Raw genomic sequence first — 25,368 nt, 5'->3', positions numbered from 1 at the left:
AGAAATGCTGATGGAGAAAAAGTCCCTGTTCAACGGGCTACTGCCCTGGGTACTGCCACTGGCGCTGCTGCTCGCCTGGCAGATAGCCTCCGCCAGCGGCTGGCTCAGCAACCGCGTTTTCCCTTCTCCGGAAGGGGTAGTTAGCGCCTTCTGGCAGCTGTGCGTCAGCGGCGAGCTCTGGAACAGCCTAGCGATTAGCTGCTGGCGGGCGCTGCTCGGTTTCGCGATCGGCGGCGGGTTGGGCCTGGTACTGGGTCTGATAAGCGGCCTGTCCCGCACCGGCGAACGCCTGCTGGACAGCTCCATTCAGATGCTGCGCAACGTACCACATCTGGCCCTGATTCCGCTGGTGATCCTGTGGTTCGGCATCGACGAAACCGCCAAGATCTTCCTGGTGGCGCTGGGCACGATGTTCCCTATTTATATCAATACCTGGCACGGCATCCGCAATATCGACCGCGGCCTGCTGGAGATGGCGCGCAGCTACGGCCTTTCCGGTTTCAGCCTGTTCAGTCAGGTGATTCTGCCGGGCGCCCTGCCCTCGATTATGGTGGGCGTGCGCTTTGCGCTGGGGCTGATGTGGCTGACGCTGATTGTCGCGGAAACCATCTCCGCCAGCGCCGGTATCGGTTATCTGGCTATGAACGCCCGGGAGTTTCTGCAAACCGATGTGGTAGTCGTCGCCATCATACTCTATGCGCTGCTTGGCAAGCTGGCGGATATCAGCGCCCGACTGCTGGAGCGCGTCTGGCTGCGCTGGAATCCGGCGTATATCAATAAACAGGAGGCACCATGAATACCGCTCGCCTGAATCAGGGTCTGCCGCTGCTGCTGAACGGCGTTGGCAAACGCTATGCCGATAATCAGGTACTTAACGACCTGGATCTACACATTCCCGCCGGTCAGTTCGTGGCCGTGGTGGGCCGCAGCGGCGGCGGCAAAAGTACCCTGCTGCGTCTGCTGGCCGGTCTGGAATCCGCCAGCGCCGGTGAACTGCTGGCGGGCAACGGACCGCTCAGCGCGGCGCGGGAAGAGACGCGCCTGATGTTTCAGGATGCCAGACTGCTGCCCTGGAAGTCGGTCATCGATAACGTCGGTCTGGGGCTAAAAGGAAACTGGCGACCGGCAGCGCGGGAGGCGCTGGCGGCGGTAGGGCTGGAGAGCCGTGCTGCGGAGTGGCCCGCCGCCCTCTCCGGTGGTCAGAAGCAGCGGGTGGCGCTGGCCAGGGCGCTCATTCATCGCCCGGCACTACTGTTGCTGGATGAACCGCTGGGGGCGCTGGATGCACTGACCCGAATCGAAATGCAGGAGCTTATCGAAACGCTGTGGCTGGAGAATGGCTTTACCGTACTGCTGGTGACCCACGACGTCAGCGAAGCGGTAGCGATGGCCGACAGGGTGCTGCTGATAGAACAGGGTAGAATCGGGATGGATCTGACCGTCGACGTCGCACGCCCGCGCCGCCACGGTTCGCCACGGCTGGCGGAACTGGAAGCACAGGTACTGGAGCGGGTGATGGCCAGAGGGCAGGAGGAGGAGGAAAAACCGACTCGACGCCGCGCCGGTCAGTAAAAGAGGGGAGCCATACGGCTCCCCTTCTTTATGGCTATCAGGCCAACGCCTTGTCTATCTTCTCACTGAGATCCCGGGACAGATTTTCCAGCCCCTGTAGCTGTTCCAGCGCGCTGCGCATCAGCCCCTGACGGCTATCGTCATAGCGTTTAAAGCGGATCAGCGGCTCGATCAGGCGGGACGCCACCTGGGGATTACGGCTGTTGAGCTCGGTCAGCATCTCGACCAGGAACTGATAACCGCTTCCGTCCTGCGCGTGGAACGCCGCCGGATTGCCGCTAACGAAGGCGCCGATCAGCGAACGAATACGGTTAGGGTTGCCCATTGAGAAGCTGCGATGGTTCAGCAGTGCACGAACCTGCTTCAGCGCCCCGTCCGCCGGACTGGTGGCCTGCAGAATAAACCACTTGTCCATCACCAGACCGTCTTTGTGCCACTTCTCGTCGTATTCCGCCAACAGGCGATCGCGGCACGGTAGCTGCGCCGCCACCGCCGCGGACAATGCCGCCAGCGAATCGGTCATATTGTCGGCATGATACTGGGCGGTCACCAGTTTTTCCGCCAGTTCAGGCTCGCCAAAGGCCAGATAGTGCAGGCAGACGTTACGCAGTGCACGCTTGCCGATATCGGCGTGATCGACGCGATACTGTTTCAGCGCCATCGCGTTGTATACCGCCAGCAGCTCGTCCGCCAGTTCATTGGCCAGCACCCGAGTCAGGGACTCGTGCACCGCGGCAATGGCGCCCGGATCGATGGTGGCGAACAACTCCGCCATCTCGTTCTGAGACGGCAGCGTCATAATCTCCGCCGCCAGCGCCGGATCGATCTTCTCGTCCAATAGCACAGCGCGGAAGGCATCGGCGATATGCTGCGGAACGGAGAGCGGCTGACCCTGCTGATGACGTGCCACATTGAGCTTAATCACATTGGCCAGCAGGCTCTGGGCCGCATCCCAGCGTGAAAAATCGTTGCGGGCATGGCGCATCAGGAAGGTGAGCTGACTGTCGCTCCATTTATATTCCAGCTTCACCGGGGCCGAAAATTCACGCAACAGCGACGGGACCGGCTGGAAATAGACGTTATCGAACACGAAGGTCTGTTCCGCCTGGGTCACGTTTAGTACGTGATGCACCGGATGACCGTTGTGCTGCAGCGGAATTACCTGCCCTTCGCCATCGTACAATTCGATATCGAACGGAATATGCAGCGGCTGTTTATCCTGCTGGTCCGCGGTGGGCGGCGTATGCTGCTTAATGGTCAGCCGGTACTCTTCAGTTTCCGGATTATAGTCGTCATGCACCGTGACCACCGGCGTACCGGACTGGCTGTACCAGCGGCGGAAATGGGAAAGGTCGATATTGGAGGCATCCTCCATCGCCTGTACGAAATCGTCGCAGGTGGCGGCGCTGCCATCATGACGTTCGAAGTAAAGCAGCATCCCCTTCTGGAAATTCGCTTCTCCCAGCAGGGTGTGCAGCATACGAATCACTTCCGCCCCTTTCTCGTACACGGTCAGGGTATAGAAGTTGTTCATCTCGACCACCTTTTCCGGGCGGATCGGATGCGCCATCGGGCTGGCGTCTTCGGCAAACTGCATGCCGCGCATGGTACGCACGTTGCTGATGCGGTTAACGGCCCGTGAACCCAGATCGGAACTGAACTCCTGATCGCGGAATACCGTCAGCCCCTCTTTCAGGCTGAGCTGGAACCAGTCGCGGCAGGTCACGCGGTTACCGGTCCAGTTATGGAAATATTCGTGACCGATCACCCGCTCGATGTTCAGGTAGTCCTTATCGGTAGCGGTTTCCGCCCGGGCCAGCACGTATTTGGAGTTAAAGACGTTCAGCCCTTTGTTCTCCATGGCGCCCATATTAAAGAAGTCCACTGCCACGATCATATAGATGTCGAGGTCATACTCCAGACCGAAGCGGGTTTCATCCCACTTCATGGAGTTTTTCAGCGAGGTCATGGCCCAGTCGGCACGATCGAGGTTGCCGCGGTCAACGTAGAGTTCCAGCGCCACTTCGCGACCGGAACGAGTGGTGAAGCTGTCGCTCAGAACATCGAAATCACCGGCCACCAGCGCGAACAGATAACAGGGTTTGGGGAAGGGATCCTGCCACTGAACCCAGTGACGCCCGCCGTCCAGCTCCCCCTGATCGACGCGGTTGCCGTTGGACAGCAGGAAGGGATAGGCAGCCTTATCGGCGATAATTTTAGTGGTAAAACGCGCCAGAACGTCCGGGCGGTCCAGATACCAGGTAATATGGCGGAAACCTTCAGCCTCACACTGAGTACAAAGCGCATCGCCGGACTGATAAAGTCCTTCCAGCGCAGTATTGGATGCCGGGCTAATCTCATTGATTACCGTCAGCGTAAAGCGGTCCGGCAGATTGTTGATGACCAGCGCCCCCAACTCCAGCGCATAATCCTGCCAGGCTTTACCATCCACCTGCAGTTCAATCAGGGTCAGATCTTCACCATCCAGACGCAACGGCGAGCGATGGCTGCCCTGACGCTGAACCTGACTTACGGCGGTAACCCGGGTTTTTTCGGTATCCAGAACGAAGGTCAGATCGATATCTGTAATCGAAAATTCCGGCGCCTGGTAATCATGGCGATATTTGGCTTGTAGCTGTTGAGTCATAAAAAACCTTTTGCATCGTCCGTAAGTTATCCTGCCTCAGTCTATTCCTGTTGCGCGGATGTTGCCATGGTGAATCGCTCAGTTGCGCATCGCTCGACCCCGGTTTAATCATTTACGTAACACGCGGCACAAATTGCCCTCGACCCGATGCGGTGGTTGTGTTGTGATTCTGGTTCAATAAAACGATAATCAGGGTATACTCCTGCGTCTTTATCTGATCAAAGCCATAGATGGAAACGCTTCCTGTGAGAGGATGCCGCTACGCGCCATGACACGATACGCTTCCCCGATATTGCAAACGCTGCTGGATACCGATGCCTACAAGCTTCATATGCAGCAGGCAGTCTTTCACCACTACTATGATGTCGATGTCGCTGCGGAGTTTCGCTGCCGGGGTGACGATTTGCTGGGCATCTACGCTGATGCCATTCGCGAGCAGGTCGACGCCATGCAGTACCTCGCACTGACGGATGACGAGTTCAACTGGCTTTCCGGTCTGCCCTTCTTTAAGGACGACTATCTGGCGTGGCTGCGCGATTTTCGCTATGACCCGAGACAGGTAGAGATCCACAACCAGAACGGCAAGCTGGATATTCGCCTTCAGGGCCCCTGGCGTGAAGTCATCATGTGGGAAGTGCCGCTGCTGGCGGTGATAAGCGAAGTGGTGCACCGCTACCGCTCGCCGGAGATCACCGTTTCCATGGCGCTTGACCACCTGGAAAATAAACTGCGCGACTTCTCGCAACTGACCGGATCCCTGGATATGAACCAGTTCCGGCTGATGGACTTCGGCACTCGTCGCCGCTTTTCCCGTGAGGTGCAACAGGCCATCGTCGAACGGTTGCAGCAGGAGCCGTGGTTTATCGGCACCAGCAACTACGATCTGGCTAGCCGCCTGCAGCTAACGCCGATGGGCACTCAGGCCCATGAGTGGTTCCAGGCGCACCAGCAGATAAGCCCCGACCTGGCGAACAGCCAGCGCGCAGCGCTACAGGCCTGGCTGGACGAATATCCTGACCGTCTGGGGATTGCCCTGACCGACTGTATCACCATGGATGCCTTCCTGCGCGATTTCGGCCATGAGTTCGCCACCCAGTACCAGGGGCTGCGTCACGACTCCGGCGATCCGGTCCAGTGGGGCGAAAAAGCGATTGCCCACTACGAAAAACTGGGCATCGACCCGATGAGCAAAACGCTGATCTTCTCCGATAATCTCGACCTTGAGAAAGCCGTCGGGCTGTATCGCCATTTTGCTTCCCGGGTTCAACTGGGCTTCGGTATCGGCACTCGCCTGACCTGCGATATTCCTGGCGTCAAACCGCTGAATATCGTGATTAAGCTGGTGGAGTGTAACGGTAAGCCGGTCGCTAAACTTTCCGACAGCCCTGGAAAAACCATCTGCGAAGATAAAGCATTTGTACGCGCGTTGCGCAAAGCCTTCGACCTTCCGCGGGTGCGTAAAGCTAGCTAAAGCTGTAACGCAGGGGCTCCCGCCCCTGCTTCCTCTCGATTTTATCGCCCCCACAGCGATTTCTGCTTGTCTGGCAATCTCCAACAGGTAACATAGATGGCCCCCTGTAGCTGGGGCGAAAACCCATTGTTATTGACCATCAAATTAGAGAGAAAACTATGAGCGTTGTGCCTGTAGCCGACGTACTCCAGGGCCGCGTCGCCGTTGACAGTGAAGTCACCGTGCGCGGATGGGTACGGACACGTCGAGATTCAAAAGCTGGTATCTCCTTCCTCGCCGTTTATGACGGTTCCTGCTTTGATCCTGTACAGGCCGTCATAAATCATTCTCTGCCAAATTACGAAAGTGAAGTACTGCGCCTGACCACTGGCTGTTCCGTGATTGTAACCGGTACCGTGGTGGCTTCTCCGGGCCAGGGCCAGAGCTTCGAGCTGCAGGCAAACCACGTAGAAGTTGTCGGTTGGGTGGAAGATCCCGACAGCTACCCCATGGCCGCCAAACGCCACAGCATTGAATATCTCCGCGAAGTGGCGCATCTGCGCCCGCGCACCAACCTGATTGGCGCCGTGGCGCGCGTGCGCCACACTCTGGCCCAGGCGCTGCATCGCTTCTTTGACGAGCAGGGCTTCTTCTGGGTTTCCACCCCGCTTATCACCGCTTCCGATACCGAAGGCGCTGGTGAAATGTTCCGCGTTTCAACGCTGGATATGGAAAACCTGCCGCGTAACGACCAGGGGAAAGTCGACTACGATCAAGACTTCTTTGGTAAAGAGGCCTTCCTGACGGTGTCTGGCCAGCTGAACGGCGAAACCTACGCCTGCGCGCTGTCGAAAATCTATACTTTCGGCCCCACTTTCCGAGCCGAAAACTCCAACACCAGCCGCCACCTGGCCGAGTTCTGGATGCTGGAGCCAGAAGTGGCTTTCGCCAGCCTGGACGATGCGGCAGCGCTGGCAGAAGCCATGCTGAAGTACGTCTTTAACGCCGTGCTGAAAGAACGCCGCGACGATATGGAGTTCTTCGCTCAGCGCGTGGACAAAGAAGCGATCGAACGTCTGGAGCGTTTTGTCGCTGCCGACTTCGCCCAGGTGGACTACACCGACGCCGTCGCGATTCTGGAAAAATGCGGCGAGAAGTTCGAAAACCCGGTTTACTGGGGTGTGGATCTGGCTTCTGAGCACGAACGCTACCTGGCCGAGAAGCACTTTAAGGCACCAGTAGTGGTGAAGAACTACCCGAAAGATATTAAAGCGTTCTATATGCGCATGAATGACGACGGTAAAACCGTGGCCGCAATGGACGTACTGGCGCCGGGCATTGGCGAAATCATCGGTGGCTCTCAGCGTGAAGAGCGTCTTGATGTGCTGGACGCCCGTATGGCGGAAATGGACCTCAATAAAGAGGACTACTGGTGGTATCGCGACCTGCGCCGTTACGGTACCGTGCCGCACTCCGGCTTCGGCCTGGGCTTTGAGCGTCTGATCGCCTATGTAACCGGTGTTCAGAACGTACGCGACGTGATCCCCTTCCCCCGTACGCCGCGCAACGCGAACTTCTGATTATCCCCTCAGAGACAATTTCAGGCCGGCTTATACCGGCCTTTTTATTGACCAACACTTCCCTGCGCCACTAACCAACCGGTCTAATTGGGCACGACATCCTTCAATTTTCAAGTCAACGAAATATTTTTAAGTCAACGAAATATTTTCATACGTTACTAAATATTTCGTCAATTATAAACATATTATCCACATATTCTCAATAAACACGCCCTTAAAGGCAACAAACAGGTAGCACACATAGCTTAAAATGCAACAGAAGAGTCAGATTTAAAAATTACTTAGACTGACAAAGCCATATCTGACAGATATCTCTCAAAGCTGACGAAAAAAATAAAAAAATAATTAAAATTCAATTACATAAAAGATAAAAACGGATTGTATACCATTGTTATATCAGAAATTTGAAACGCTTCACAAAGTCCCCAAAAATACATATTTTGTTACACTAGGTATCCAATTGATACCTTTTATTGATATTCGTAGCATATTCAAACTAGCGAAACGGCACCCCTGATGGAAATATGCCTGCCAGACACAGAAAGACACCAAATCTCTCAGCAGTAGTTCTGTAAGGAATTATTGACGGCAGTGGCAGGTGTCCATAAAAAACACCAATGAGGGTAATAAATAATGATGAAGCGTAATCTCCTGGCAGTGGTTATCCCTGCCCTGTTAGCAGCAGGTGCGGCTAACGCAGCAGAAATCTATAATAAAGACGGCAACAAGCTGGACCTGTACGGTAAAGTCGCCGCCGAGCATAGCTGGACCAATAATTCCAGCAATGACAGCAAAGACGGCACCTATGCTCAGCTGGGTTTTAAAGGAGAAACGCAGATCAACGATATGCTGACCGGTTACGGTCAGTGGGAATATCGTATGTACGCCAACGAGCCGGAAGGCGAGCAGACCAACAAAACGCGTCTGGCCTATGCCGGTCTGCGGATCGGCGACTACGGCTCCCTGGACTACGGTCGTAACTACGGTATCGTCTATGACGTAGAAGCCTGGACCGATATGTCTCCGTCCTTCTCTGGCGAAACCTGGGCAGGCAGCACCGACACCTACATGACCAACCGTACCGTTGGTGTACTGACCTACCGTAACAACAACTTCTTTGGTCTGGTTGACGGCCTGCACTTCGGCATTCAGTACCAGGGCAAAAACGAGCACGATAACATCAAAAACCAGAACGGTGACGGCTTCGGCTTCTCCCTGGGCTATGACTACGAAGGTTTCGGTATTATCGGCGCCTACAGCAAATCTGATCGCTCTACCAGACAGTCTGCTGACGGCCAGGGCGATAATGCAGAATCCTGGGCTACCGGTCTGAAGTATGACGCCAACAATATCTACCTGGCGGCTATCTATTCCGAAACCCGCAACATGAACTACCTGTCTGAAGGCGCTAATAGCACCTTCATCAACAAGACTCAGAACTACGAACTGATCGCTCAGTACCAGTTCGACTTTGGTCTGCGTCCGTCCGTCTCTTATGTGAAGAGCAAGGGTAAGGATCTGCCGGTTGGTGCCAACGGCTACAGCGATGCCGACCTGGCTGAATACGTAACCGTAGGCGCTTCCTACTACTTCAACAAGAACTTCAACGTATACGGCGACTACCGTATCAACCTGCTGGACGAGAGCGATTTCACCCGCACGTACGGCAGCTTTGTCGGTACCGACAACCAGTACATGATGGGCGTTGCTTACCAGTTCTGACAACAGACCGAATATAAAACCAATAACAGTAGTAACCACCTCATTTTAAACAGGGCTTCGGCCCTGTTTTTTTTATGAGCTGACTCCGTTTTCGCAGAGTTTGATGTCCGCCGCTCTTTTTCCTGCTAACGGTTGGCATTTTGTTGATCAGCCGTTAACCTGATAAACGAACTCCCTTCTGATACCAATGGAACCTCGTCATGTTTGAAAACATAACCGCAGCCCCAGCCGATCCCATTCTTGGACTGGCCGATCTCTTTCGTGCCGACGATCGCCCGAACAAAATTAACCTCGGTATTGGGGTCTATAAGGACGAAACAGGTAAGACACCCATTCTGACCAGCGTGAAGAAAGCAGAACAGTACCTGCTGGAGAATGAAACCACCAAAAACTACCTGGGGATTGATGGCATCCCGGAATTTGGACGCTGTACCCAGGAGCTGCTGTTTGGTAAGGGAAGCGCGATTATCGACGCCAAACGCGCCCGCACCGCCCAGACCCCGGGTGGGACCGGCGCTCTGCGCGTCGCCGCCGATTTCCTGGCGAAAAACACCAGCGTTAAGCGCGTGTGGGTCAGCAACCCCAGCTGGCCGAACCACAAAGGGGTCTTCAGCTCCGCAGGCCTGGAAGTGTGCGAATACACATACTATGACGCGGAAAACCATACCCTGGATTTTAACGGCCTGCTGGCCAGCCTGCAGGGCGCAGAGCCTGGCGACGTGGTGCTGTTCCATGGCTGCTGCCATAACCCGACCGGTATCGATCCCACTCTGGAACAGTGGCAGCAGCTGGCAAAACGCGCGAAGGAAAAAGGCTGGCTGCCGCTGTTCGACTTTGCCTATCAGGGCTTTGCCCGCGGCCTGGAAGAGGATGCCGAAGGCCTGCGTGCCTTTGCCGAGTTGCATCAGGAACTGATTGTCGCCAGCTCCTATTCCAAAAACTTTGGCCTCTATAACGAGCGCGTCGGCGCCTGCACCCTGGTCGCAGCAGACAGCGACCAGGCAGACCGCGCCTTCAGTCAGATGAAATCCTGCATTCGCGCCAACTACTCTAACCCGCCGGCTCATGGCGCATCCGTTGTAGCAACCATCCTCAGCAACGACGCGCTGCGCGCTATCTGGGAGCAGGAGCTGACCGATATGCGCCAGCGCATTCAGCGTATGCGCCAGCTGTTCGTGAACACCCTGCAGGAAAAAGGCGCCAGTCGCGACTTCAGCTTTATCACTCGCCAGAATGGCATGTTCTCTTTCAGCGGCCTGACCAAAGATCAGGTACTGCGCCTGCGTGAAGAGTTCGCCATCTATGCCGTCGCCTCGGGGCGCGTTAACGTTGCGGGCATGACCCCCAATAACATGGCGCCGCTGTGTGAAGCCATCGTCGCGGTGCTGTAATCGCCCACAATAAAAAACGCCCTGACCGTTTTTTGGTCAGGGCGTTTTTTATACGACAATATAGCAGCGCCGTCCGGGCTTACCAGGCTCCCTGTAAAAACGGGTTATGCAGTCGCTCTTCACCGAGCGTTGAGAGCGGGCCGTGACCTGGAATAAAGGTAATCTCATCCCCCAACGGCAGCAGTTTGTTCTGAATAGAAGCAATCAGCTGGTTGTGATCGCCACGCGGGAAGTCGCTACGCCCGACGCCCCCTTTAAAGATCACATCACCGGAGATCAACAGGCGTGAGACCGTATCAAAAAAGACGATATGGCCGGGCGTATGCCCGGGGCAGTGCAGAATCTGAAGCGTGACCTTACCCACGGTGACAGTATCGCCCTCTTCCAACCAGCGGTCAGGCATCAGCGGTTGACACTCCTCAAGGCCGAACATACGGCTTTGCTGCGGCAGCCCCTGAAGCCAGAACTCATCCTCTTTCTGAGGACCGATAATCGGAACCCCATAGTGCGCCGCCAGCTCTGCTGCCGCTCCCACATGGTCCAGATGGCCGTGAGTCAGCAGGATCTGGGTGACCGTCACCGCCTGAGCACTGACCTCTTCCCTGATGCGCTCTGCATCACCACCGGGATCCACCAGCGCGGCCAGTCGGGTTTCAGGGCACCAAATCAGCGAACAGTTCTGAGAGAACGCCGTTACCGGAATAATGTGATAGTTCATACCGCTCCCATTGCGCCCGTCACCGGGCCTTTCGTTAATTACCAGTGCCTTACCGGCCCGGTATCAATATGCACAAAGTTGCTACGTGGGTAGTATCCTACACCACCTGCGCGCATAGATAACGCGGCTTTGCGGACATTGCTTAACGAAAGACCTTCGATGTGGAAATCCATCGCCTGGCCTTTGGTATGGTAGCTGTGTTTCGCCACGCCCGAACTACGGGCGCGTAAGTGATTGTTGGTCGCCGGCGAGCGGTAACCGGAGATAAGCTGCACCGGTTTACTGGTTCCCAGCAGCCCCTGAAGGCGGTATAGCTGGTCAAACAGACCGGGGTCGATGATCTTAATCTTGTTGGCGCGAAAATCGCGGAAGAAGTGGTTTAAGCGACTCAGCTCATCCTGGATATAGTGTCTGCCGTCAAAAAATTCGGCTTTGATCGTCTCTCCGGTATGGAGATTGTTCATGGTCAGGATGCGCGGACGCGGCGTAGAGAGTGTGGCAAATGCAGAAGTCGGCAAGATGGCTACACCCAGGGCAGCCCCCCCCAACGCCAGCAATTTGCGGCGGTTAGCGTCGAATTTATCCATGATATCCGGGTCTACAGGTAAAAAATAAAAATGGAACAATAAATATGCACTTCTGGCGCACTCAGGCGCACCTTAACCGCCAAATCACAAGACGTCAAGATCGCGCCAGCCCGTGTCCTGCGGGCTCTGTAGCGATTCCAGCCCGCGAATGACACGAATTTACGACAGTTAATTTATTAGAATTACTGCATTTACTGGATGAGTTTTTGCGCTTTTGCCAGGATTTGTGCGCCCGATCGCGCGGTGAGATCGTAATTGTAAATATCTGTTCGAAATGCGGTCCGCCCGTCGTTATCGACAAATGCGGTCAGATAGTACAGATTTACCGGAATTCGCTGGCGAATGTTGACATAGCGGGTATTGCCCTCCTGAAGCGCGGAAGAGACGCGCGACGAATTCCAGCCGGCATCCTGCAACAGCATTCCTGCCAGTTCAGAGGCCTTATTGACCCTGACGCATCCCGAACTCAACGCCCGCTCGCTCTTGTTAAACAGCGCATGGTTTGGCGTATCGTGCAGATAGATGGCATCCGAACTCGGCATATTGAACTTATAGCGTCCCAGCGAATTATGGGGACCTGGCGCCTGCTGGAAGCGGAACGGAAGATTCGATGGGGTAATGGTCGCCCAGTCCACCTGCCAGGGATTAATCGCAGCGTTACTATTCCAGCCTCTCAGCACCTTGTAGTTATGGCGATCGAGATAGCCCGGATCGCGCCAGACCTTTGGCAGAATATCCTTGCGCGCCATGCTCATCGGCACGTTCCACGGTGGATTCACCACGACGTTATTTAGCGCACTGCTCATCATCGGCGTCTTGCGGTCGGGTCGCCCGACGATCACCCGGGAAGCCAGGGTCAGATTGCCGTCCAGGTAGTAAACCAGCGAGTAGTCGGGAATATTAACCAGAATGCCGGTACGAGTCTCGCCCGGCAGCAGGCGCAGACGCTGAATATTAAGCGCCAGCAGTGCGGCGCGCTGCTGCGGCGTCACGTTAAGCCAGTAACGCGTCGATGGCCCGATGACGCCGTCAGGCCCCAGCCCCTGCCAGGTCTGAAAGCGTTTTACTGCCGCCACCAGTTGACTATCGTAGGGCTGATTCGCACCGGAAGTCTCCTGCGATGTACTGACCGCGCCGCCGTCGTCCAGCATACCGGTGTTGCGTAGAATCTGTCGCAGCGCCGGAACGTCGCGGCTCCACTCGCCGGGACGCAGCGTTCTGCTCGCGTTCAACTGCGGCCACGGACGTTTATCCTGTAGCAGCTGGCGCAGCGATTGATGCATCTCGCGATACCAGGGGTGCTGCGGCACCAGCCCTTCCACGAAGGGGGCCAGACGGTCGTTATCGACGGCCAGCTGCCACTGGTTGATCACTGACAGCGGCGGCAGCGCCATCTTCCAGGCGCTCTCGCTGTATAACCAGCGATTACCCTGTGTCGGCATCGACGCGATAAAGTGCAGATACCCCAACAGCGCATCGGAAAGCACGACATCGCGCGCCATTCCCTGAACAGCAGGATCGGTCAGTGTTTCAACCCAGTTGCTGAAGCGAGGATGAACGCCTGCAATAGCGATTTCCGCCAGCTGTTGTTCAAAGGCACGAACCGCCTGAGCGTTACCCCACATGGGCTTCATGTCGCGTGCCACATAAAGCTGCGCCAGAGCGTCGGAATAGACCGGCGTATAGCCGGACGGCAGTACAGACTGCAGCCGCGCGCGGCTATCGGCTGCCGTGGTACCGTCATTGCCCGGCTGGCTGCCGTACAGCATCGCCATCGCCGGCGATGCGGGCGCGGTTTGCATCAGCCCAGGGTGTTCCAGGGTCGTTTCAGTACCATCAGCCGGTACCACGGCAGGCTCATCGGCCAGGGCGCTGGTCAGCGGCATCAGTCCCAGGCCCAGCGCCACGGCAGCAGCCAGTCGCTGGCGGCCCCAAAAATTCATAAGCAACATCCCTTGCCCCCTAATTCATCGCCTTTGCGTCAAAATGACAGGCTCTTACTCTCAGTATATAAAGAGAAAAATGGCTTTGCAGCGCCGAATGTAAAGAAATTTAAAGACACGAAACCACAAAGTCAATGGAAGAAAAAGAAGAGGCCCCTCACCGGAGGGGCCTGAAACTGATGACAAACCTGGGCCGAACGCGTTCGGCCAGAATTACCAGAAAAATAAACACGGAAAATCAATTCATTGATTTTCGGCTGATAACCACAAAGAGGGAAAAACCACGTTTTTTCCCTCTTTGTCATCAACCTGAGGCCCCTCACCGGAGGGACCTCTTTGTCAGTCACCGTCAGGAAGCATCCGCATCCGGCTCATCATCCTCGTCGGGTTCCGCGACCACTGGCTCGCTGCGCGGTAGCGTTTCAGGCAATGTCGCAGCAAATCCGCGTAGCCCCACCACGTGGACGTGTTCGATGTTCTGAACCACCTTACGCACCAGTTTATAGGTAGTCCCTTTCTCGGGGCTGATGTTCTCCGGCGCCGCGATCACCAGCTGCATCTCCAGACGTTCACACAGTTCGAACAGGGTGTTGATGGAGCGGGCATCAAGACGCGCCGCTTCATCAAGGAACAGCAGACGGCACGGCGAGATATCCTTGCCGCGCAGACGGCGAGACTCTTCCTCCCAGGACTGCACCACCATCACCAGAATCGACATACCGGTACCGATAGCCTCACCGGTAGAGAGCGCGCCACTCTCGGCACGCAGCCAGCCGTCCGAGCCCCTGTTGACTTCCACTTCCATCTCCAGATAGTTGCGGTAATCCAGCAGCTCTTCACCGATGGTTTGCGCCGTACGGTTGCCCATATCAATCTGCGGGTTCAGGCGCTGGTACAGCTTCGCCAGGGCTTCAGAGAAGCTCAGACGGCTGCTGTTAAACAGATCCTGATGCTGTTCATGCTCGGCAGACAGCACCTCCAGCAGGGTCGCATGGGCCTCACGCACGTTAACGTTGAGCCGCACGCTGTTCACCTGGCCAAAGGAGACGCTCTGTAGCCCCTGGTTGAGCATACGAATACGGTTCTGCTCGCGCTGGATGGTTTTGCGAATAATATTCGCCACGCTACGCGAGCTGATGGCCAGTTTCTGCTCGCGGGAAGTCAGCTCTTCCGTCAGGCGACCCAGTTCGATCTCCATCTGTTCGATGGCCTCGACCGGATCGTCGGTGCGAATAATATCCTGACGAATACGCTCGCGCAGATGCTGGTAGACCGCCACGAAGAACTGAATCTTACGCTCCGGCCGCTTCGGATCTTCCGACATGCGCAGTACGTCGCGCAGATGTTCGTTATCCGCCACCGCCTGACGCAGGGCACCGAGCGCCTTATCCGACATGGAACGCAGATCGTCGCCGGACTGATAAGCCAGCTCGCGGCGATGCAGACGCTTCTCGACGCCGTTTTCCTTCACCATACGCATTACCGCGCACCAGCCCGCCTTGGAGCTCACCACCTGCTCGCGCCTCTCGCGATAATCACGCTCCTGGCGCTTCAGGCGGCGGTTCAGGTTTTCCATTTCCGCTTCGCAATACGTCAGCTGTTTTTCCAGTTGGTTGCGGCGGGCACGGTTGTTACTGAGCGCAGTATGCAGCTCATCGCGACGCGCCCTGGCGCGCTCTTCTGCACCAGCATCGGCGCGCACGCCAATATCTTTCAGCTCACGGTAGAGATCGGCCAGCAGTTCGCGTTTGGTATCGAACGAACTTTTCAGCGAGGCCAGCAATTGATGGTACTGACTAAGCTGCGCGGCGTGGCTGCGCAGCGCTTCGCGGGCACGAGTTCGCTCGCTTTCCGCCTGCTCCAGACGACGGCGCAGCTTCTCGTTCAAATCGCTATTACCGCTCAGCATCTCCGCAGAGTCGCTGTAGCTGAAGTGAGCACGACGCTGCACCACTTCGGTCAGAGCAAAGGCCTGCTGACGGGCTTCACGCTGTACCTGCTGGGCATATTCATAATCTTGTTTCAGTTGTTCGAACTGCTCAGGGTCGTTTTGCAGAACCGATGCCACCTGCTCCAGGCGAATCAGTTGGTTGCCGTGCTGCTGAATAAAGCGCGTGGCTTCCTGCGCTTCGTCCAGACGCTCCTGAATTTCGTCGCAGCGATCGGCCAGGGTTTCATCTTCCAACAGACTCTGGCGCGGCAGCAGGCGGTTAAGCGCCGCCACGCCCTCTTTCGCCTGTTCGTACTGGGCCCGCTGCTGCTGGTTGTCGCTTTCGTGGTTGTTCAGCGCCCGCTCAATGTCGGTTTTACGGCTATTGAGCTGACGGATTTCCGCTTCGGGATCGTCTTCAAACGCCACCGACAGGTGCTGACCAATAAAGCGGCTGAAGGCCTGATGCAGACGCTGGGTTTTCTGAACGTCGAACGCCAGTGTGGCATAGCGCTCAGCCAGAGTTTCGCGTTCGGCATGCAGTTTTTCAATCCGGTTTTCGCGTGCAGCGCGACCAAATAGCGGCACTTCCGGGAAGCGGGAATAACGCCACTGGCGATCCGCCACTTTAACGACCACCGCCCCTTCCAGCTCTTCCGCACCGAAGACGCTATCATCAAAGGACTGCGGATCCCCTTCGATCAGATAGAGATCTTCCGGGCAGTCTTCCAGCGCGTCGAGCTGTTCGCGAATCAGCGAGAGATCCGGCACCACGATAGCGTGGCGCGACGGGCCGTACAGCGCCGAGAAGTACGGCGCGTCTTCAAGGCTGACATCATCGTAGATTTCTGACAGCAGCACCCCGCCGAAACGCTCCGCCAGCACGCTCAGGCGGCCGTCATCGGCACCGCCAGGCTGGCTCAGGCGTTCGATCTCTTCATCGACGGCGTTTTTACGGGCGCCGACTTCGTCGCGCTCCACGGTGGCTTCGCGCTCACGCTCCAGCAGTTGCTGGAGATACTCTGTCACTTCCGAACCGCTGGCGAACTCTTCACCGCTCTGCTCGCTAATCTGGCTCAGGCTGTTACGGGCCGCCAGCCAGACTGGCGCACGCTGGGTCAACAGACGAATTCGCCCCTGTAGCTGCTCCAGCTCCTGGCGCAGGTTCATGCGCTGTTCGCTGGCCTCGCTGACGCTGTCCTGCAGATCGGCGATGCGCGCTTCCAGCTCCTGCTGCAGCATCTCCAGCTCATCAGGCTGATACTGGCGTCCCTGACGTTTGCAGAATTCCGCCAGCAGACGTTCCGCCTCCTGCTGTTCGCGCAGGCGCTGCTCCAGTTCGCTCAAACGCATCCGCAGCCCCTGGGCCTGCTCCGCCTGATAGCGCTGTTCAGAGGCCTCGCGCAGCAGATCGCGCGCCACAGACCAGGCATCGCCACGGCTGACCGGGCCATGAATGGCCTCGACCAGCTTAAAGGCCTGCTCGAACTGGCTGTGGGCGGTCTGGGAAACGCTCATCTTCTGATCGAGATCGAGCAGCTTTTCGGTAGCCTCCTGCTCGCGCGCCTGGAAAGTTTCCTGCCATTCGGCAGCGCTTTCAGGCGCCAGATCCGGCAGGTGGCACAGCTCCCGGGCGCGTTCCAGCGCCTGTAGCGCCTGCTGGTACTGGATCGCACGGGTCTGCTGCACGTCGAGGGCCTGCTGGTAATCGGCGAGCTGGCTCTTCAGCTCGTCCACTTCCAGCTCCGCCGCTTCGGCGCGGGCCTCGTTTTCTTCCTGCATCTCCTGAGATTCAGCGACAATCTCACTCTGCTCTTCAAGGCGAACCTGTAGCTCTTCCAGATCCCCTTCATAGCGTTCGATTTTTTCCTGCTGACGTAGCGCGGTCTGCACCAGGTTCAGGTGGTCGCTGGCCGCCTGATAATCAGTTTCCAGATCGCCTTCGGCCCCGGCGTGTTCCGCCAGTTCGCGCGCCATCTCTACGTGCTTATACTGTTCGGTGGCCAGTTGCTGGCGCCCGGTATAGAGCTCACGCCGTAGATCCAGCGCCTGATCCAGATGGATGCGCCGCTCGTTGGCGTGGCGCATATAATCCGCCGCCACGTAGTTGGTCGCTTCGGAAATCAGGTGCTTAAACAGATCGCGATCCGACTGGGTAACGCGGATGGCCTCAAGGGTCATGCGGTTTTCGCGCAGCGCCGCTTCCATATCCTGGAACGCCTTACGCACGCCGCCGTTTTCCGGCAGCAGGTAGTCGCGCAGGGAGCGGGTAATAGCGCTGGAAATACCACCGTACAGCGAAGCTTCGATCAGTTTGTAGTACTTACTACGATCGGAAGCCGAACGCAGACGACGCGCCACGACGCCAAGATCGAACATCAGCGAGTGGTAGTCGGTGATGGAGTTAAACTGCTTGAACTGCACTCCCTCCATCGCTTCCATTTTGTCGCGCAGCTCCTGGAGCGTCAGCACCCGAGCCTGGCGATCGTTCAGGGTTTCGGTCAGCAACTGGGTCGGCTGAATCGCCGTCGGCAGCCCCTGAATGGCGAAGGGTTTGATATCCACTTTGCGGTCACGACCGGCGATCTGCTGCAGACGCACCCCAACCACCACACGCTGATGGCGCGAGTTGACCACATCCAGCACCGAATAACAGACGCCGGCGCGCAGCTTACCGTGCAGCCCTTTATCGCGCGAGCCGGAAGTCGCCCCGGCTTCGGTGGTGTTACGGAAGTGCAGCAGCGTCAGATCGGGAATCAACGCCGTGACAAAGGCCGCCATGGTGGTAGATTTACCGGCGCCGTTTCCTCCGGACAGGGTGGTGACCAGTTCATCCAGATCGAAAGTACGCGCGAAGAAACCATTCCAGTTAATCAGCGTCAGCGAACGAAATTTACCGCGTTCAATCATTGTCATCCTCGACGTTATCCTGGGAAGCCTCATCACTGTCGTCATCATTCAGCTGCAGATGGGACTCAACGGGCATCGCCTCGCCATCCCGAATAATGCGCAGCTGCGCCTCGCGCGGGTCATCTCCGGTACGCACATCGGCGCCAAACCGAAACACCGACTCCATAATCCGGAACTTGCTGCTGTCGTGACCGGTAAACCAGACCATGCCAAGGCGCCGCAGCCGGTTCAGCGAAGCGCGCATTTTTTCCTGCAGCTTCTGCCTGTCGAGATCCGAACCGGTAGAGCGATTATTCACCAGTTTCAGCAGCTTGCTCTCATCGGCCAGCGCCAGCAGTTCATCATAGAGTTCCTGCTGAGTAAAAATCCCTTCGTTCGCCAGGCGTTCCGGGCTGAGATAGAGATAACAAAGGATCTTACCCACCAGCATATCCAGTTCGGAAAGCACCGAACGCGGAATCAGCGTAGTAGAACGCGGACGCAGATAGAAAAAGCCCTCCGGCGCGCGGATAAGCTCCACGTTGTAGCGGGCATAGAACTCTTCCAGTTGTTCCTGGAAATCCATTAAAAAGGCGTGGTTATCCAGCTCATCCAACCCGATATGACGGCCAGATCGCAACTGGCTGTCGAGAGCCGGAAACAGTGGATTCGCCAGCGCCTGCGCCAGTTTAACTGGCATTAGTTGTTCAATATTTATCGATGACATGCGCCTGTACCCTGGCTCCGTAATCATTAATCGGCTGCCACGGAGCTGGCATACCGAGGAAATCTGCCCCTGCCACGCCCAGACGCACGGCCTGGTCGACGACAATACGCGCCACATCGAAATGACGGGCGCGCGGATATTGCGCCAGATACTCACGCATCACAACGCTGAGATCCAGCGGCACGTCCTGCTCTTTGTAGACTTTTAAAGCCTCTTCGATCATGCCGGCCAGCTGTTCGCGAATCTCGTTAAACTCTTCGAACTCCAGATCTACCGGCAGTTCACCGGTGACCTCTTCGTCGCGCAGCGCCATCTCTTCGTCGCGCATATCGAGCAGACGATCGGCCGAAGCATGGGTCAGCGCCCATGGCGCGTCGAAGTAGTTCTGTACCGACAGGCGCAGACGCTGGGCGAACACCCGGTTCTTATCCATATCGATTGCGGTACGGATAAATTTATGCACGTGGCGGTCGTAACCGATCCACAGATCCATCGCCTGCTGACCCCAGCTGACGATACGATCGAGCTTACTTTGCAGCTCATAGACCAGCCGACTAACGAAGTGCAGATCCTCACGGCCTATAATGGCCTCCTGAACCTGCAGCAGATTTGCCTGCAGCTTGTCGCCCGCCGCTTCCAGAGTGTCCTGCAATTCGCGCAGGGTGCCGGAGGTTTCCGACAGTAGAAGCTCACAGCTGCTAATCGCCGCGCGCCAGTCTTTATTCAGCAACTGAGCGATATCGTCTTTCACCTGCTGCTGCTGTTCGTCCATCACCCGCTGGGTCAGGTCGATACTGTCGAAAATCTCCGCCACCGAATATTTCAGCGGCGCAAAGACATTGCGGTGCCAGTGGAACTCGTCGCCCCCTTCCACGGCGGCGTCCGCCGCCCCTTTCAGTTCGCCCGCCACGACAGAGAGCTGCATGGAAAGGCGCAGCGTCGAAAACTCGCGCTGGCGGATATAGTAGTCGGTAATACCGATGCCCAGCGGCGTGAGGCGGTAAATGGCATTCCCTTCCGTCAGTTCACTGGTAAAGCGGTTAAGCAGGCGCTGGCGCACCATATCATTGATCGCATTATTGGCGCGCTGGGCGATGGTCTCGCCGCTCTGTCCATACGCGTCACTAACATGGCGAAAGGCGTCAACCAACTCCCCTTCACTCAGTTCCCCATCCAGCCGCTCGCCGTTCAGCGTGGCGATCGCCAGCAAAAAAGCCAGCCTGTCGCCAGGCAGCGAGATGGAGAAATCATTTTTTCTGGCCCAGGCAACCAGTTCTGGTACTGTCTGGGAAAAATCACTCATAGTTTATCCCTGATTTTCCGGCTTTTGTGCTGTTACATGAATGTAACGCCCCAGACTTATCCAGGGCTCCTGGCGGCAGTATGCGGTCTCCAGCGCCAGAAGTTGCTCAAAACATTCGCGTTGCTGCTGCTTTTCCCGCAGATAATCGTGAAACACCCGCACGCCGGTCTTACCGGTAATAAGCCAGCCAATCTGCTCCAGCCAGTCATAGACTTGCTCCGGCCGCAGCGGATTGTCCGGCGACAGGGTGCGTTTTTTACGTTTGGCCATGCCCTGCTGTACGTAAGCGAAATTACCGGCCACCATATTATGCAGCAGCAGGCCGTTCGCATTATAAAACATCAGCGACAGGGCTCCGCCTGGTTTCAGACAAGACCACAGGATGTCCAGCATCGACCGGGGATCCGAAACCCACTCCAGCACCGCGTGAAACAATATCAGATCGACGGGGCTTTCCAAATAATGCACCACCTCCTGAGCAGAACAATGTATGAAATGCATGTTCCCGCTCACACCTTTCTGCTCCGCCGCCTGCCGGGCGCGCGCCACCATTTCCGCAGAAAGATCGCACAGCGTCACCTGATGCCCCAGCGCCGCCAGCCGACAGGCCATCTGCCCGGCTCCGCCACCGGCATCGAGAATGCGTAACGGTCGGGCAGGCAGCGTCGCCAGCAGCGGCTCAAGATCCTGCCACAGAATAGCCTGACGCAGCTGGCCTTTGGTGGTGCCGTATATATTGCGGGCAAATTTTTCAGCCATGTCATCAAAATTGCGATCGCTCATCGCAACAGATCCCCGCTCTAAAGCCCCCATCGGGCAAAGGCGCTATTTTGTCATACCCGGGCGGATAATGAACCCTTATGATGTATGATCACGGGGTTTTAACCGCTATATGGTCAAAAAAGGAACCGGATTTGCTGCTTTTTGAACTCAAAAAATACCTCGGCGGCCTGCTGCTGCCGCTCCCTTTTCTGATGTTGCTGATGGGCATCGCTATTGTGCTGTTATGGTTCAGCCGCTGGCAGAAAACCGGGCGTACCCTGCTGACTCTGAGCTGGCTGGCACTGCTACTGCTGAGCCTGCAACCGGTGGCCGACAGGCTGTTGAAACCAATTGAATCGCGCTACCCTACCTGGCGCGGCGGACCGCCCGTCGAGGATATTGTGGTATTGGGCGGCGGTTACACCTGGAACCCGGAATGGGCGCCCAGCTCCAATCTCATCAACAATAGCCTGCCGCGGGTGGCTGAAGGTGTTCGACTGTGGCTGGCGAATCCGGGATCGCGGATGATCTTTACCGGCTATTCTGCCCCGACTAATCCGGTTACCACCGCCGAGGCTGGCGCCAGGGTGGCGGAAAGCCTCGGTGTGCCGCGTAGTGCGATTATCACGCTGGACAGCCCCAGGGATACCGAAGAAGAAGCCGCCGCAGTGGCTCAACTGCTGGGGGATAAACCCTTCCTGCTGGTGAGCTCTGCTTCGCACCTGCCCAGAGCGATGATCTTCTTCCAGCGCCAGGGGCTGCACCCTATTGCCGCCCCGGCCAATCAACTGGCGATTACCTCGCCGCTGCAGACCTGGGAGAAAGTGATGCCCTCCCCCCTGTGGCTCATGCATAGCGATCGCGTGGGCTATGAAACCCTGGGCCGCCTCTGGCAGTGGCTAAAAGGCCGTTCAGCTCAACCAGGGGAGTAACTCTTTGGCGGCGCGATCAAAGGCGGGGCGATTCATATGGCCATTGGTCACCAGACACGCTACCTCGCTCCACAGCAGATAGAGCCAGCGCCGCCACAGGAAGGATTCTGCTACCGGCGCCCGCTTCAGGTAGTGCCAGAGCAGGCTTTCCGGCATGCCCGATTCCCACAGCCGGAACAGTTCATACTCTCTGGGTGCCCACAGCGTCACGCCGGGATTGATTGCGGCAATCAGTTGGTCACTGCGGGCATCCTTAAGAAAACTGCGTAGGGTCAGATTGCCGTGCACCATCACCGCTACATCGTCAGCGTCATCGAGCAATAATTCCAGCGACGCCCTGGCACGCCACAGAGTACGCATATCCTGCATCGACAGCCCGGTATTGGTGAACTGGCCCAGGGTGCTCCATAGCACCTCAATCCGCTGTCGATACCACCTGGACCAGCTGTTGTGCTGAATACTGTCGATATCCCCCACATAACCGCCGCTGTCCACCCGGTGCCAGCTCAGGAGCGCTTCAACGATTTGATCTTTCAGGTGTGTCCAGCGCTCGGGAGTGCGGGCAGGCGCCTCCACCGATACGCCCCGCAACCGCTCCATCAGTAACAGCTCCTGACCGACGCGATCGTCATGGGTCATAATGCCGTAGACCACCGGCAGGCGCAGGCTGCCATGGCGCGCCAGCTGCGACATTTTCAGGCCGCACCGGGCGGCCAGCCCCGGAGAGCTAAAACATTTCGCCAGCAGCGGCAACGGATTACCCTGACTGTCGTAGAGCGCCCAGAGCACCGAATCCGGCGCTTCGCTGACGCACTCCAGACGGCTTAGCGTCTCTCCCAGTAAATGACTCAGTTCCCTGCGCAAACGTTCCATGACCTGGATACCTCCGGAAATACCTGGTCTTTATAATGGTACCGATGGCGGTGAAATACCCTCCACCAGATCAAATCCATACCGGGTGGCATAAAAAAACCTCCGTATCGGAGGTTTTTCTGGTTTAGCCCATCGCGGCGCGGACCCGTTCAAGGTCTTCTGGCGTATCCACGCCGGTGCCGGGCACCTTCCGGGCCACTGCGACATGGATTTTTTCGCCGTACCACAGCACCCGAAGCTGCTCCAGTTTTTCTAGCTGCTCAAGCGGGCTGGGCGCCCAGCTAACGTAGCGGCGGATAAAGCCAGCGCGATAGCCATAGATACCAATATGTCGCAACAGCGAATCGCCAGGCTCTTCGCGGGAGCGGGCAAAACGGTCCCGATCCCAGGGAATGGTGGCGCGGGAGAAATAGAGCGCGAAGCCTTTACTGTCGCACACCACCTTTACCGCGTTCGGGTTAAAAGCCTCTTGCGCATCCTCAATTGGCACCGCCAGCGTGGACATCCCCACGCCGCTGGCAATCAGGTTTTCCGCTACCTGACGCAGGTTTTCCGGCGGAATCATCGGCTCATCGCCCTGTAGATTCACAATCGGGGTATCATCGGCAAAGCCGCATTTTTCCACGACTTCTGCCAGACGCTCGGTACCAGACTCATGGTCGGCGCGAGTCATGCAAACTTCGCCCCCTGCGGCTTCAACGGCTTTCGCCACGTCCGTATGGTCAGTCGCTACGATAATACGCGTTGCGCCAGATTCCCGGGCACGTTCCAGTACGTGAACGATCATCGGTTTGCCGTGAATATCCATCAGCGGCTTGCCCGGCAGGCGGGATGACGCATAGCGGGCAGGAATAATGGCGACAAAACTCATGGGTTAGTCTCTTCCGCGCTGAGTGAACGGGCCTCGGTTTCCAGTAACACGGGAATACCGTCGCGCAGCGGAAATGCCAGGCTGTCTGGCTTGCAGATCAGCTCCTGCGTCTCTTTATTGAACCAGAGTTTGCCGTTACAGACCGGACAGGCCACGATTTCAAGTAGGCGATGATCCATAAATCCTCCAGAATGGACCGGGTAGCATAAGACGTTCAGCATACCACAGGCATGCCGGGAATTTCCCAGCCTTTGCCCCACCGCACCGCCAGTGCCTGAGGAGGTTGACCACAGACGATGCGGGTCGCCCCCTGCCAGCACGCAAAATCGCTTATCATCGTCTGTATCCCATCAATCATGCTTTGCCCAACGCGCACCTGTGACTCCAGCCACAGACCGATAATTTCCAGTACCCCGTCACGTCGCGCCATTCTGGCGTCCATGCGCCCCACCAGCTCGCCGCGCCACAGCAGGGGCAGCACAAAATAGCCGAACTGGCGTTTTGGCGCAGGCGTGTAACATTCCAGCCGGTAACGAAAACCGAACAACTGTTCGGCACGCTTACGGTCCCACACTACGGGATCAAACGGCGAGAGTACGGCTCCATGGGTGGCGCGTAACCGCCCGCTGCACGCGCGATCCAGTAGCGGTGCCAACGAGTGGTGCACCCACATCTCCCCCAGTCCTTCAACATCCACCGCAATTATCTGCTGGCGCTGCTGCCACTCTGCCAGCAGCGGCGACAGCGCCACGTGACGCAGGCGATAATAATCAGCCAGCCATCCGGGGCGAAAAATCCCCAGACTACGGGCGCTGTTTTCCAGCATTCTTCGTTCAGCATCCGGTCTGGGGAGCAGGTCTCGCTCATCCTGCCAGTCGGGCATCACCCGGCGGGCCAGGTCGTAAACACGCTGAAAGTTGCGGCGCTCGCGAACCATCAGGCGGCCATCGGTAAACAGCCCTTCCAGATGACGCTTGTGCGGCTTCCAGTCCCACCAGCCGCTGCTGCCCTTACGCGGATGCTCAAAGTCGGCAGCGCGTACCGGGCCATGATGTTCGATATGGCTTAGTAGCGCTTCGATCTCCTGCTGATGTTCACGCATCCAGTGAGCCCGGTACTTCCACCCCATCTTTTCCGGCTCCAGCATCCGGTGGCGTACCAGTGCGAAGTCACCCCGGGGGAGAAAGCAGGCCTCATGGGCCCAGTATTCGATGAGATCGCCGCGTGCCAGCGCTTCGTCCAGCCAGTTTATGGGATATGTGCCCAACCGACTGAACAGCACCAGATAAGGGCTACGGGCAACAACGTGAATGGTGTCAATCTGCAACAGGGACATACGAGAGATGGCTGCCAACAGCGCCTGTGGTCCGGTAGCGCGCCGCGGTTTTAGCAACAGCCCCTGGGCTGCAAGATGGAGCCGACGGGCGGCTCGCAGTGAAAGGGGAATTCTGGTCACGGGACTCCTCTACGC

19 protein-coding genes are annotated in these 25,368 nt (G+C 57.2%); 7 read left to right on the top strand and 12 right to left on the bottom strand.

Translation table 11 applies throughout. The features are described 5' to 3' along the window. Positions 1-10: 10 nt before the first annotated feature. Positions 11-796 (top strand): aliphatic sulfonate ABC transporter permease SsuC, encoded by a 786-nt coding sequence (gene ssuC / locus FEM41_RS14500; protein WP_421804376.1) that lies wholly within the window; start codon positions 11-13, stop codon positions 794-796. After that, the gene (gene ssuB / locus FEM41_RS14495; RefSeq protein ID WP_138096679.1) at positions 793-1,572 is read left to right on the top strand and encodes an aliphatic sulfonates ABC transporter ATP-binding protein; all 780 of its coding nucleotides are present in this window, start codon (positions 793-795) and stop codon (positions 1,570-1,572) included. Before ssuC ends, ssuB begins: the two co-directional genes overlap by 4 nt. Positions 1,573-1,609: 37 nt before the next feature. On the opposite strand, the gene pepN is transcribed toward ssuB, so the two are convergent. Further along, positions 1,610-4,219, bottom strand: coding sequence for an aminopeptidase N (pepN, locus tag FEM41_RS14490; protein ID WP_138096677.1), 2,610 nt, complete (start codon positions 4,217-4,219; stop codon positions 1,610-1,612). A gap of 268 nt (positions 4,220-4,487) precedes the next feature. Here pepN and pncB point away from each other — a divergent pair, with 268 nt between their 5' ends. From pncB to FEM41_RS14470, 4 genes are all read left to right on the top strand, one after another. Then, positions 4,488-5,690 (top strand): nicotinate phosphoribosyltransferase, encoded by a 1,203-nt coding sequence (pncB, locus tag FEM41_RS14485; RefSeq protein WP_138096675.1) that lies wholly within the window; start codon positions 4,488-4,490, stop codon positions 5,688-5,690. A 158-nt stretch (positions 5,691-5,848) separates the two neighbouring features. Then, positions 5,849-7,249, top strand: a complete 1,401-nt coding sequence (gene asnS, locus FEM41_RS14480) for an asparagine--tRNA ligase (protein ID WP_138096673.1) — start codon at positions 5,849-5,851, stop codon at positions 7,247-7,249. A 633-nt stretch (positions 7,250-7,882) separates the two neighbouring features. After that, positions 7,883-8,971, top strand: a complete 1,089-nt coding sequence (locus FEM41_RS14475; RefSeq protein ID WP_277752962.1) for a porin — start codon at positions 7,883-7,885, stop codon at positions 8,969-8,971. A 200-nt stretch (positions 8,972-9,171) separates the two neighbouring features. Beyond that, positions 9,172-10,362 (top strand): amino acid aminotransferase, encoded by a 1,191-nt coding sequence (locus FEM41_RS14470; protein WP_138096671.1) that lies wholly within the window; start codon positions 9,172-9,174, stop codon positions 10,360-10,362. Between the two features lie 79 nt (positions 10,363-10,441). On the opposite strand, the gene FEM41_RS14465 is transcribed toward FEM41_RS14470, so the two are convergent. From FEM41_RS14465 to cmoM, 7 genes are all read right to left on the bottom strand, one after another. Next, on the bottom strand, positions 10,442-11,080 hold the full coding sequence (locus FEM41_RS14465) for an MBL fold metallo-hydrolase (protein ID WP_138096669.1): 639 nt from the start codon (positions 11,078-11,080) through the stop codon (positions 10,442-10,444). 38 nt (positions 11,081-11,118) lie between these two features. Continuing rightward, the gene (mepK, locus tag FEM41_RS14460; protein ID WP_138096665.1) at positions 11,119-11,667 is read right to left on the bottom strand and encodes a peptidoglycan L,D-endopeptidase MepK; all 549 of its coding nucleotides are present in this window, start codon (positions 11,665-11,667) and stop codon (positions 11,119-11,121) included. A gap of 191 nt (positions 11,668-11,858) precedes the next feature. Further along, entirely contained in the window at positions 11,859-13,619 is a 1,761-nt protein-coding gene (ldtD, locus tag FEM41_RS14455; protein WP_138096663.1) for a L,D-transpeptidase, read from the bottom strand. Between the two features lie 340 nt (positions 13,620-13,959). After that, on the bottom strand, positions 13,960-18,450 hold the full coding sequence (gene mukB / locus FEM41_RS14445; protein WP_138099208.1) for a chromosome partition protein MukB: 4,491 nt from the start codon (positions 18,448-18,450) through the stop codon (positions 13,960-13,962). Beyond that, positions 18,443-19,156 carry a chromosome partition protein MukE gene (gene mukE, locus FEM41_RS14440; protein WP_138096654.1) on the bottom strand — a complete coding sequence of 238 codons (714 nt, stop codon included), beginning with the start codon at positions 19,154-19,156 and terminating at the stop codon, positions 18,443-18,445. Before mukE ends, mukB begins: the two co-directional genes overlap by 8 nt. Then, positions 19,137-20,459, bottom strand: coding sequence for a chromosome partition protein MukF (gene mukF, locus FEM41_RS14435; RefSeq protein ID WP_138096652.1), 1,323 nt, complete (start codon positions 20,457-20,459; stop codon positions 19,137-19,139). The genes mukE and mukF overlap by 20 nt, the downstream gene beginning before the upstream one ends. A 3-nt stretch (positions 20,460-20,462) precedes the next feature. After that, on the bottom strand, positions 20,463-21,242 hold the full coding sequence (cmoM, locus tag FEM41_RS14430) for a tRNA uridine 5-oxyacetic acid(34) methyltransferase CmoM (protein ID WP_138096650.1): 780 nt from the start codon (positions 21,240-21,242) through the stop codon (positions 20,463-20,465). Positions 21,243-21,376: 134 nt separating this feature from the next. On the opposite strand from cmoM, the gene elyC reads away from it, so the two are divergent. After that, the gene (gene elyC, locus FEM41_RS14425) at positions 21,377-22,153 is read left to right on the top strand and encodes an envelope biogenesis factor ElyC (RefSeq protein WP_138099207.1); all 777 of its coding nucleotides are present in this window, start codon (positions 21,377-21,379) and stop codon (positions 22,151-22,153) included. Here elyC and FEM41_RS14420 read toward each other — a convergent pair. The 4 genes from FEM41_RS14420 to FEM41_RS14405 form a co-directional block, all read right to left on the bottom strand. Next, positions 22,133-23,026 carry a phosphotransferase gene (locus tag FEM41_RS14420; protein WP_138096648.1) on the bottom strand — a complete coding sequence of 298 codons (894 nt, stop codon included), beginning with the start codon at positions 23,024-23,026 and terminating at the stop codon, positions 22,133-22,135. The genes elyC and FEM41_RS14420 overlap by 21 nt on opposite strands. A 124-nt stretch (positions 23,027-23,150) precedes the next feature. Further along, positions 23,151-23,897 carry a 3-deoxy-manno-octulosonate cytidylyltransferase gene (gene kdsB / locus FEM41_RS14415; protein WP_138096646.1) on the bottom strand — a complete coding sequence of 249 codons (747 nt, stop codon included), beginning with the start codon at positions 23,895-23,897 and terminating at the stop codon, positions 23,151-23,153. After that, positions 23,894-24,076: a protein YcaR gene (ycaR, locus tag FEM41_RS14410; RefSeq protein ID WP_138096644.1), complete on the bottom strand. Its 183-nt coding sequence runs from the start codon at positions 24,074-24,076 to the stop codon at positions 23,894-23,896. The genes kdsB and ycaR overlap by 4 nt, the downstream gene beginning before the upstream one ends. A 35-nt stretch (positions 24,077-24,111) precedes the next feature. Further along, on the bottom strand, positions 24,112-25,353 hold the full coding sequence (locus tag FEM41_RS14405; RefSeq protein ID WP_138096642.1) for a winged helix-turn-helix domain-containing protein: 1,242 nt from the start codon (positions 25,351-25,353) through the stop codon (positions 24,112-24,114). Positions 25,354-25,368: the final 15 nt, after the last annotated feature.

It is taken from the genome of Jejubacter calystegiae, from assembly GCF_005671395.1.
Taxonomy (GTDB): domain Bacteria; phylum Pseudomonadota; class Gammaproteobacteria; order Enterobacterales; family Enterobacteriaceae; genus Jejubacter; species Jejubacter calystegiae.
The sequence above is the reverse complement of the archived record's forward strand: the minus strand, read 5'-3'. Positions and strand labels throughout refer to the sequence as shown.

Excerpts from the sequence above, each read along its gene's own strand:
- mukE (WP_138096654.1), bottom strand. The coding sequence starts at position 19,156 with ATGTCATCGATAAATATTGAACAACTAATGCCAGTTAAACTGGCGCAG.
- kdsB (WP_138096646.1), bottom strand. The coding sequence starts at position 23,897 with ATGAGTTTTGTCGCCATTATTCCTGCCCGCTATGCGTCATCCCGCCTG.
- ssuC (WP_421804376.1), top strand. The coding sequence starts at position 11 with ATGGAGAAAAAGTCCCTGTTCAACGGGCTACTGCCCTGGGTACTGCCA.
- ssuB (WP_138096679.1), top strand. The coding sequence starts at position 793 with ATGAATACCGCTCGCCTGAATCAGGGTCTGCCGCTGCTGCTGAACGGC.
- FEM41_RS14465 (WP_138096669.1), bottom strand. The coding sequence starts at position 11,080 with ATGAACTATCACATTATTCCGGTAACGGCGTTCTCTCAGAACTGTTCG.
- mukF (WP_138096652.1), bottom strand. The coding sequence starts at position 20,459 with ATGAGTGATTTTTCCCAGACAGTACCAGAACTGGTTGCCTGGGCCAGA.
- FEM41_RS14470 (WP_138096671.1), top strand. The coding sequence starts at position 9,172 with ATGTTTGAAAACATAACCGCAGCCCCAGCCGATCCCATTCTTGGACTG.
- ycaR (WP_138096644.1), bottom strand. The coding sequence starts at position 24,076 with ATGGATCATCGCCTACTTGAAATCGTGGCCTGTCCGGTCTGTAACGGC.
- pepN (WP_138096677.1), bottom strand. The coding sequence starts at position 4,219 with ATGACTCAACAGCTACAAGCCAAATATCGCCATGATTACCAGGCGCCG.
- mepK (WP_138096665.1), bottom strand. The coding sequence starts at position 11,667 with ATGGATAAATTCGACGCTAACCGCCGCAAATTGCTGGCGTTGGGGGGG.
- FEM41_RS14420 (WP_138096648.1), bottom strand. The coding sequence starts at position 23,026 with ATGGAACGTTTGCGCAGGGAACTGAGTCATTTACTGGGAGAGACGCTA.
- FEM41_RS14475 (WP_277752962.1), top strand. The coding sequence starts at position 7,883 with ATGATGAAGCGTAATCTCCTGGCAGTGGTTATCCCTGCCCTGTTAGCA.
- mukB (WP_138099208.1), bottom strand. The coding sequence starts at position 18,450 with ATGATTGAACGCGGTAAATTTCGTTCGCTGACGCTGATTAACTGGAAT.
- asnS (WP_138096673.1), top strand. The coding sequence starts at position 5,849 with ATGAGCGTTGTGCCTGTAGCCGACGTACTCCAGGGCCGCGTCGCCGTT.
- pncB (WP_138096675.1), top strand. The coding sequence starts at position 4,488 with ATGACACGATACGCTTCCCCGATATTGCAAACGCTGCTGGATACCGAT.
- cmoM (WP_138096650.1), bottom strand. The coding sequence starts at position 21,242 with ATGAGCGATCGCAATTTTGATGACATGGCTGAAAAATTTGCCCGCAAT.
- ldtD (WP_138096663.1), bottom strand. The coding sequence starts at position 13,619 with ATGTTGCTTATGAATTTTTGGGGCCGCCAGCGACTGGCTGCTGCCGTG.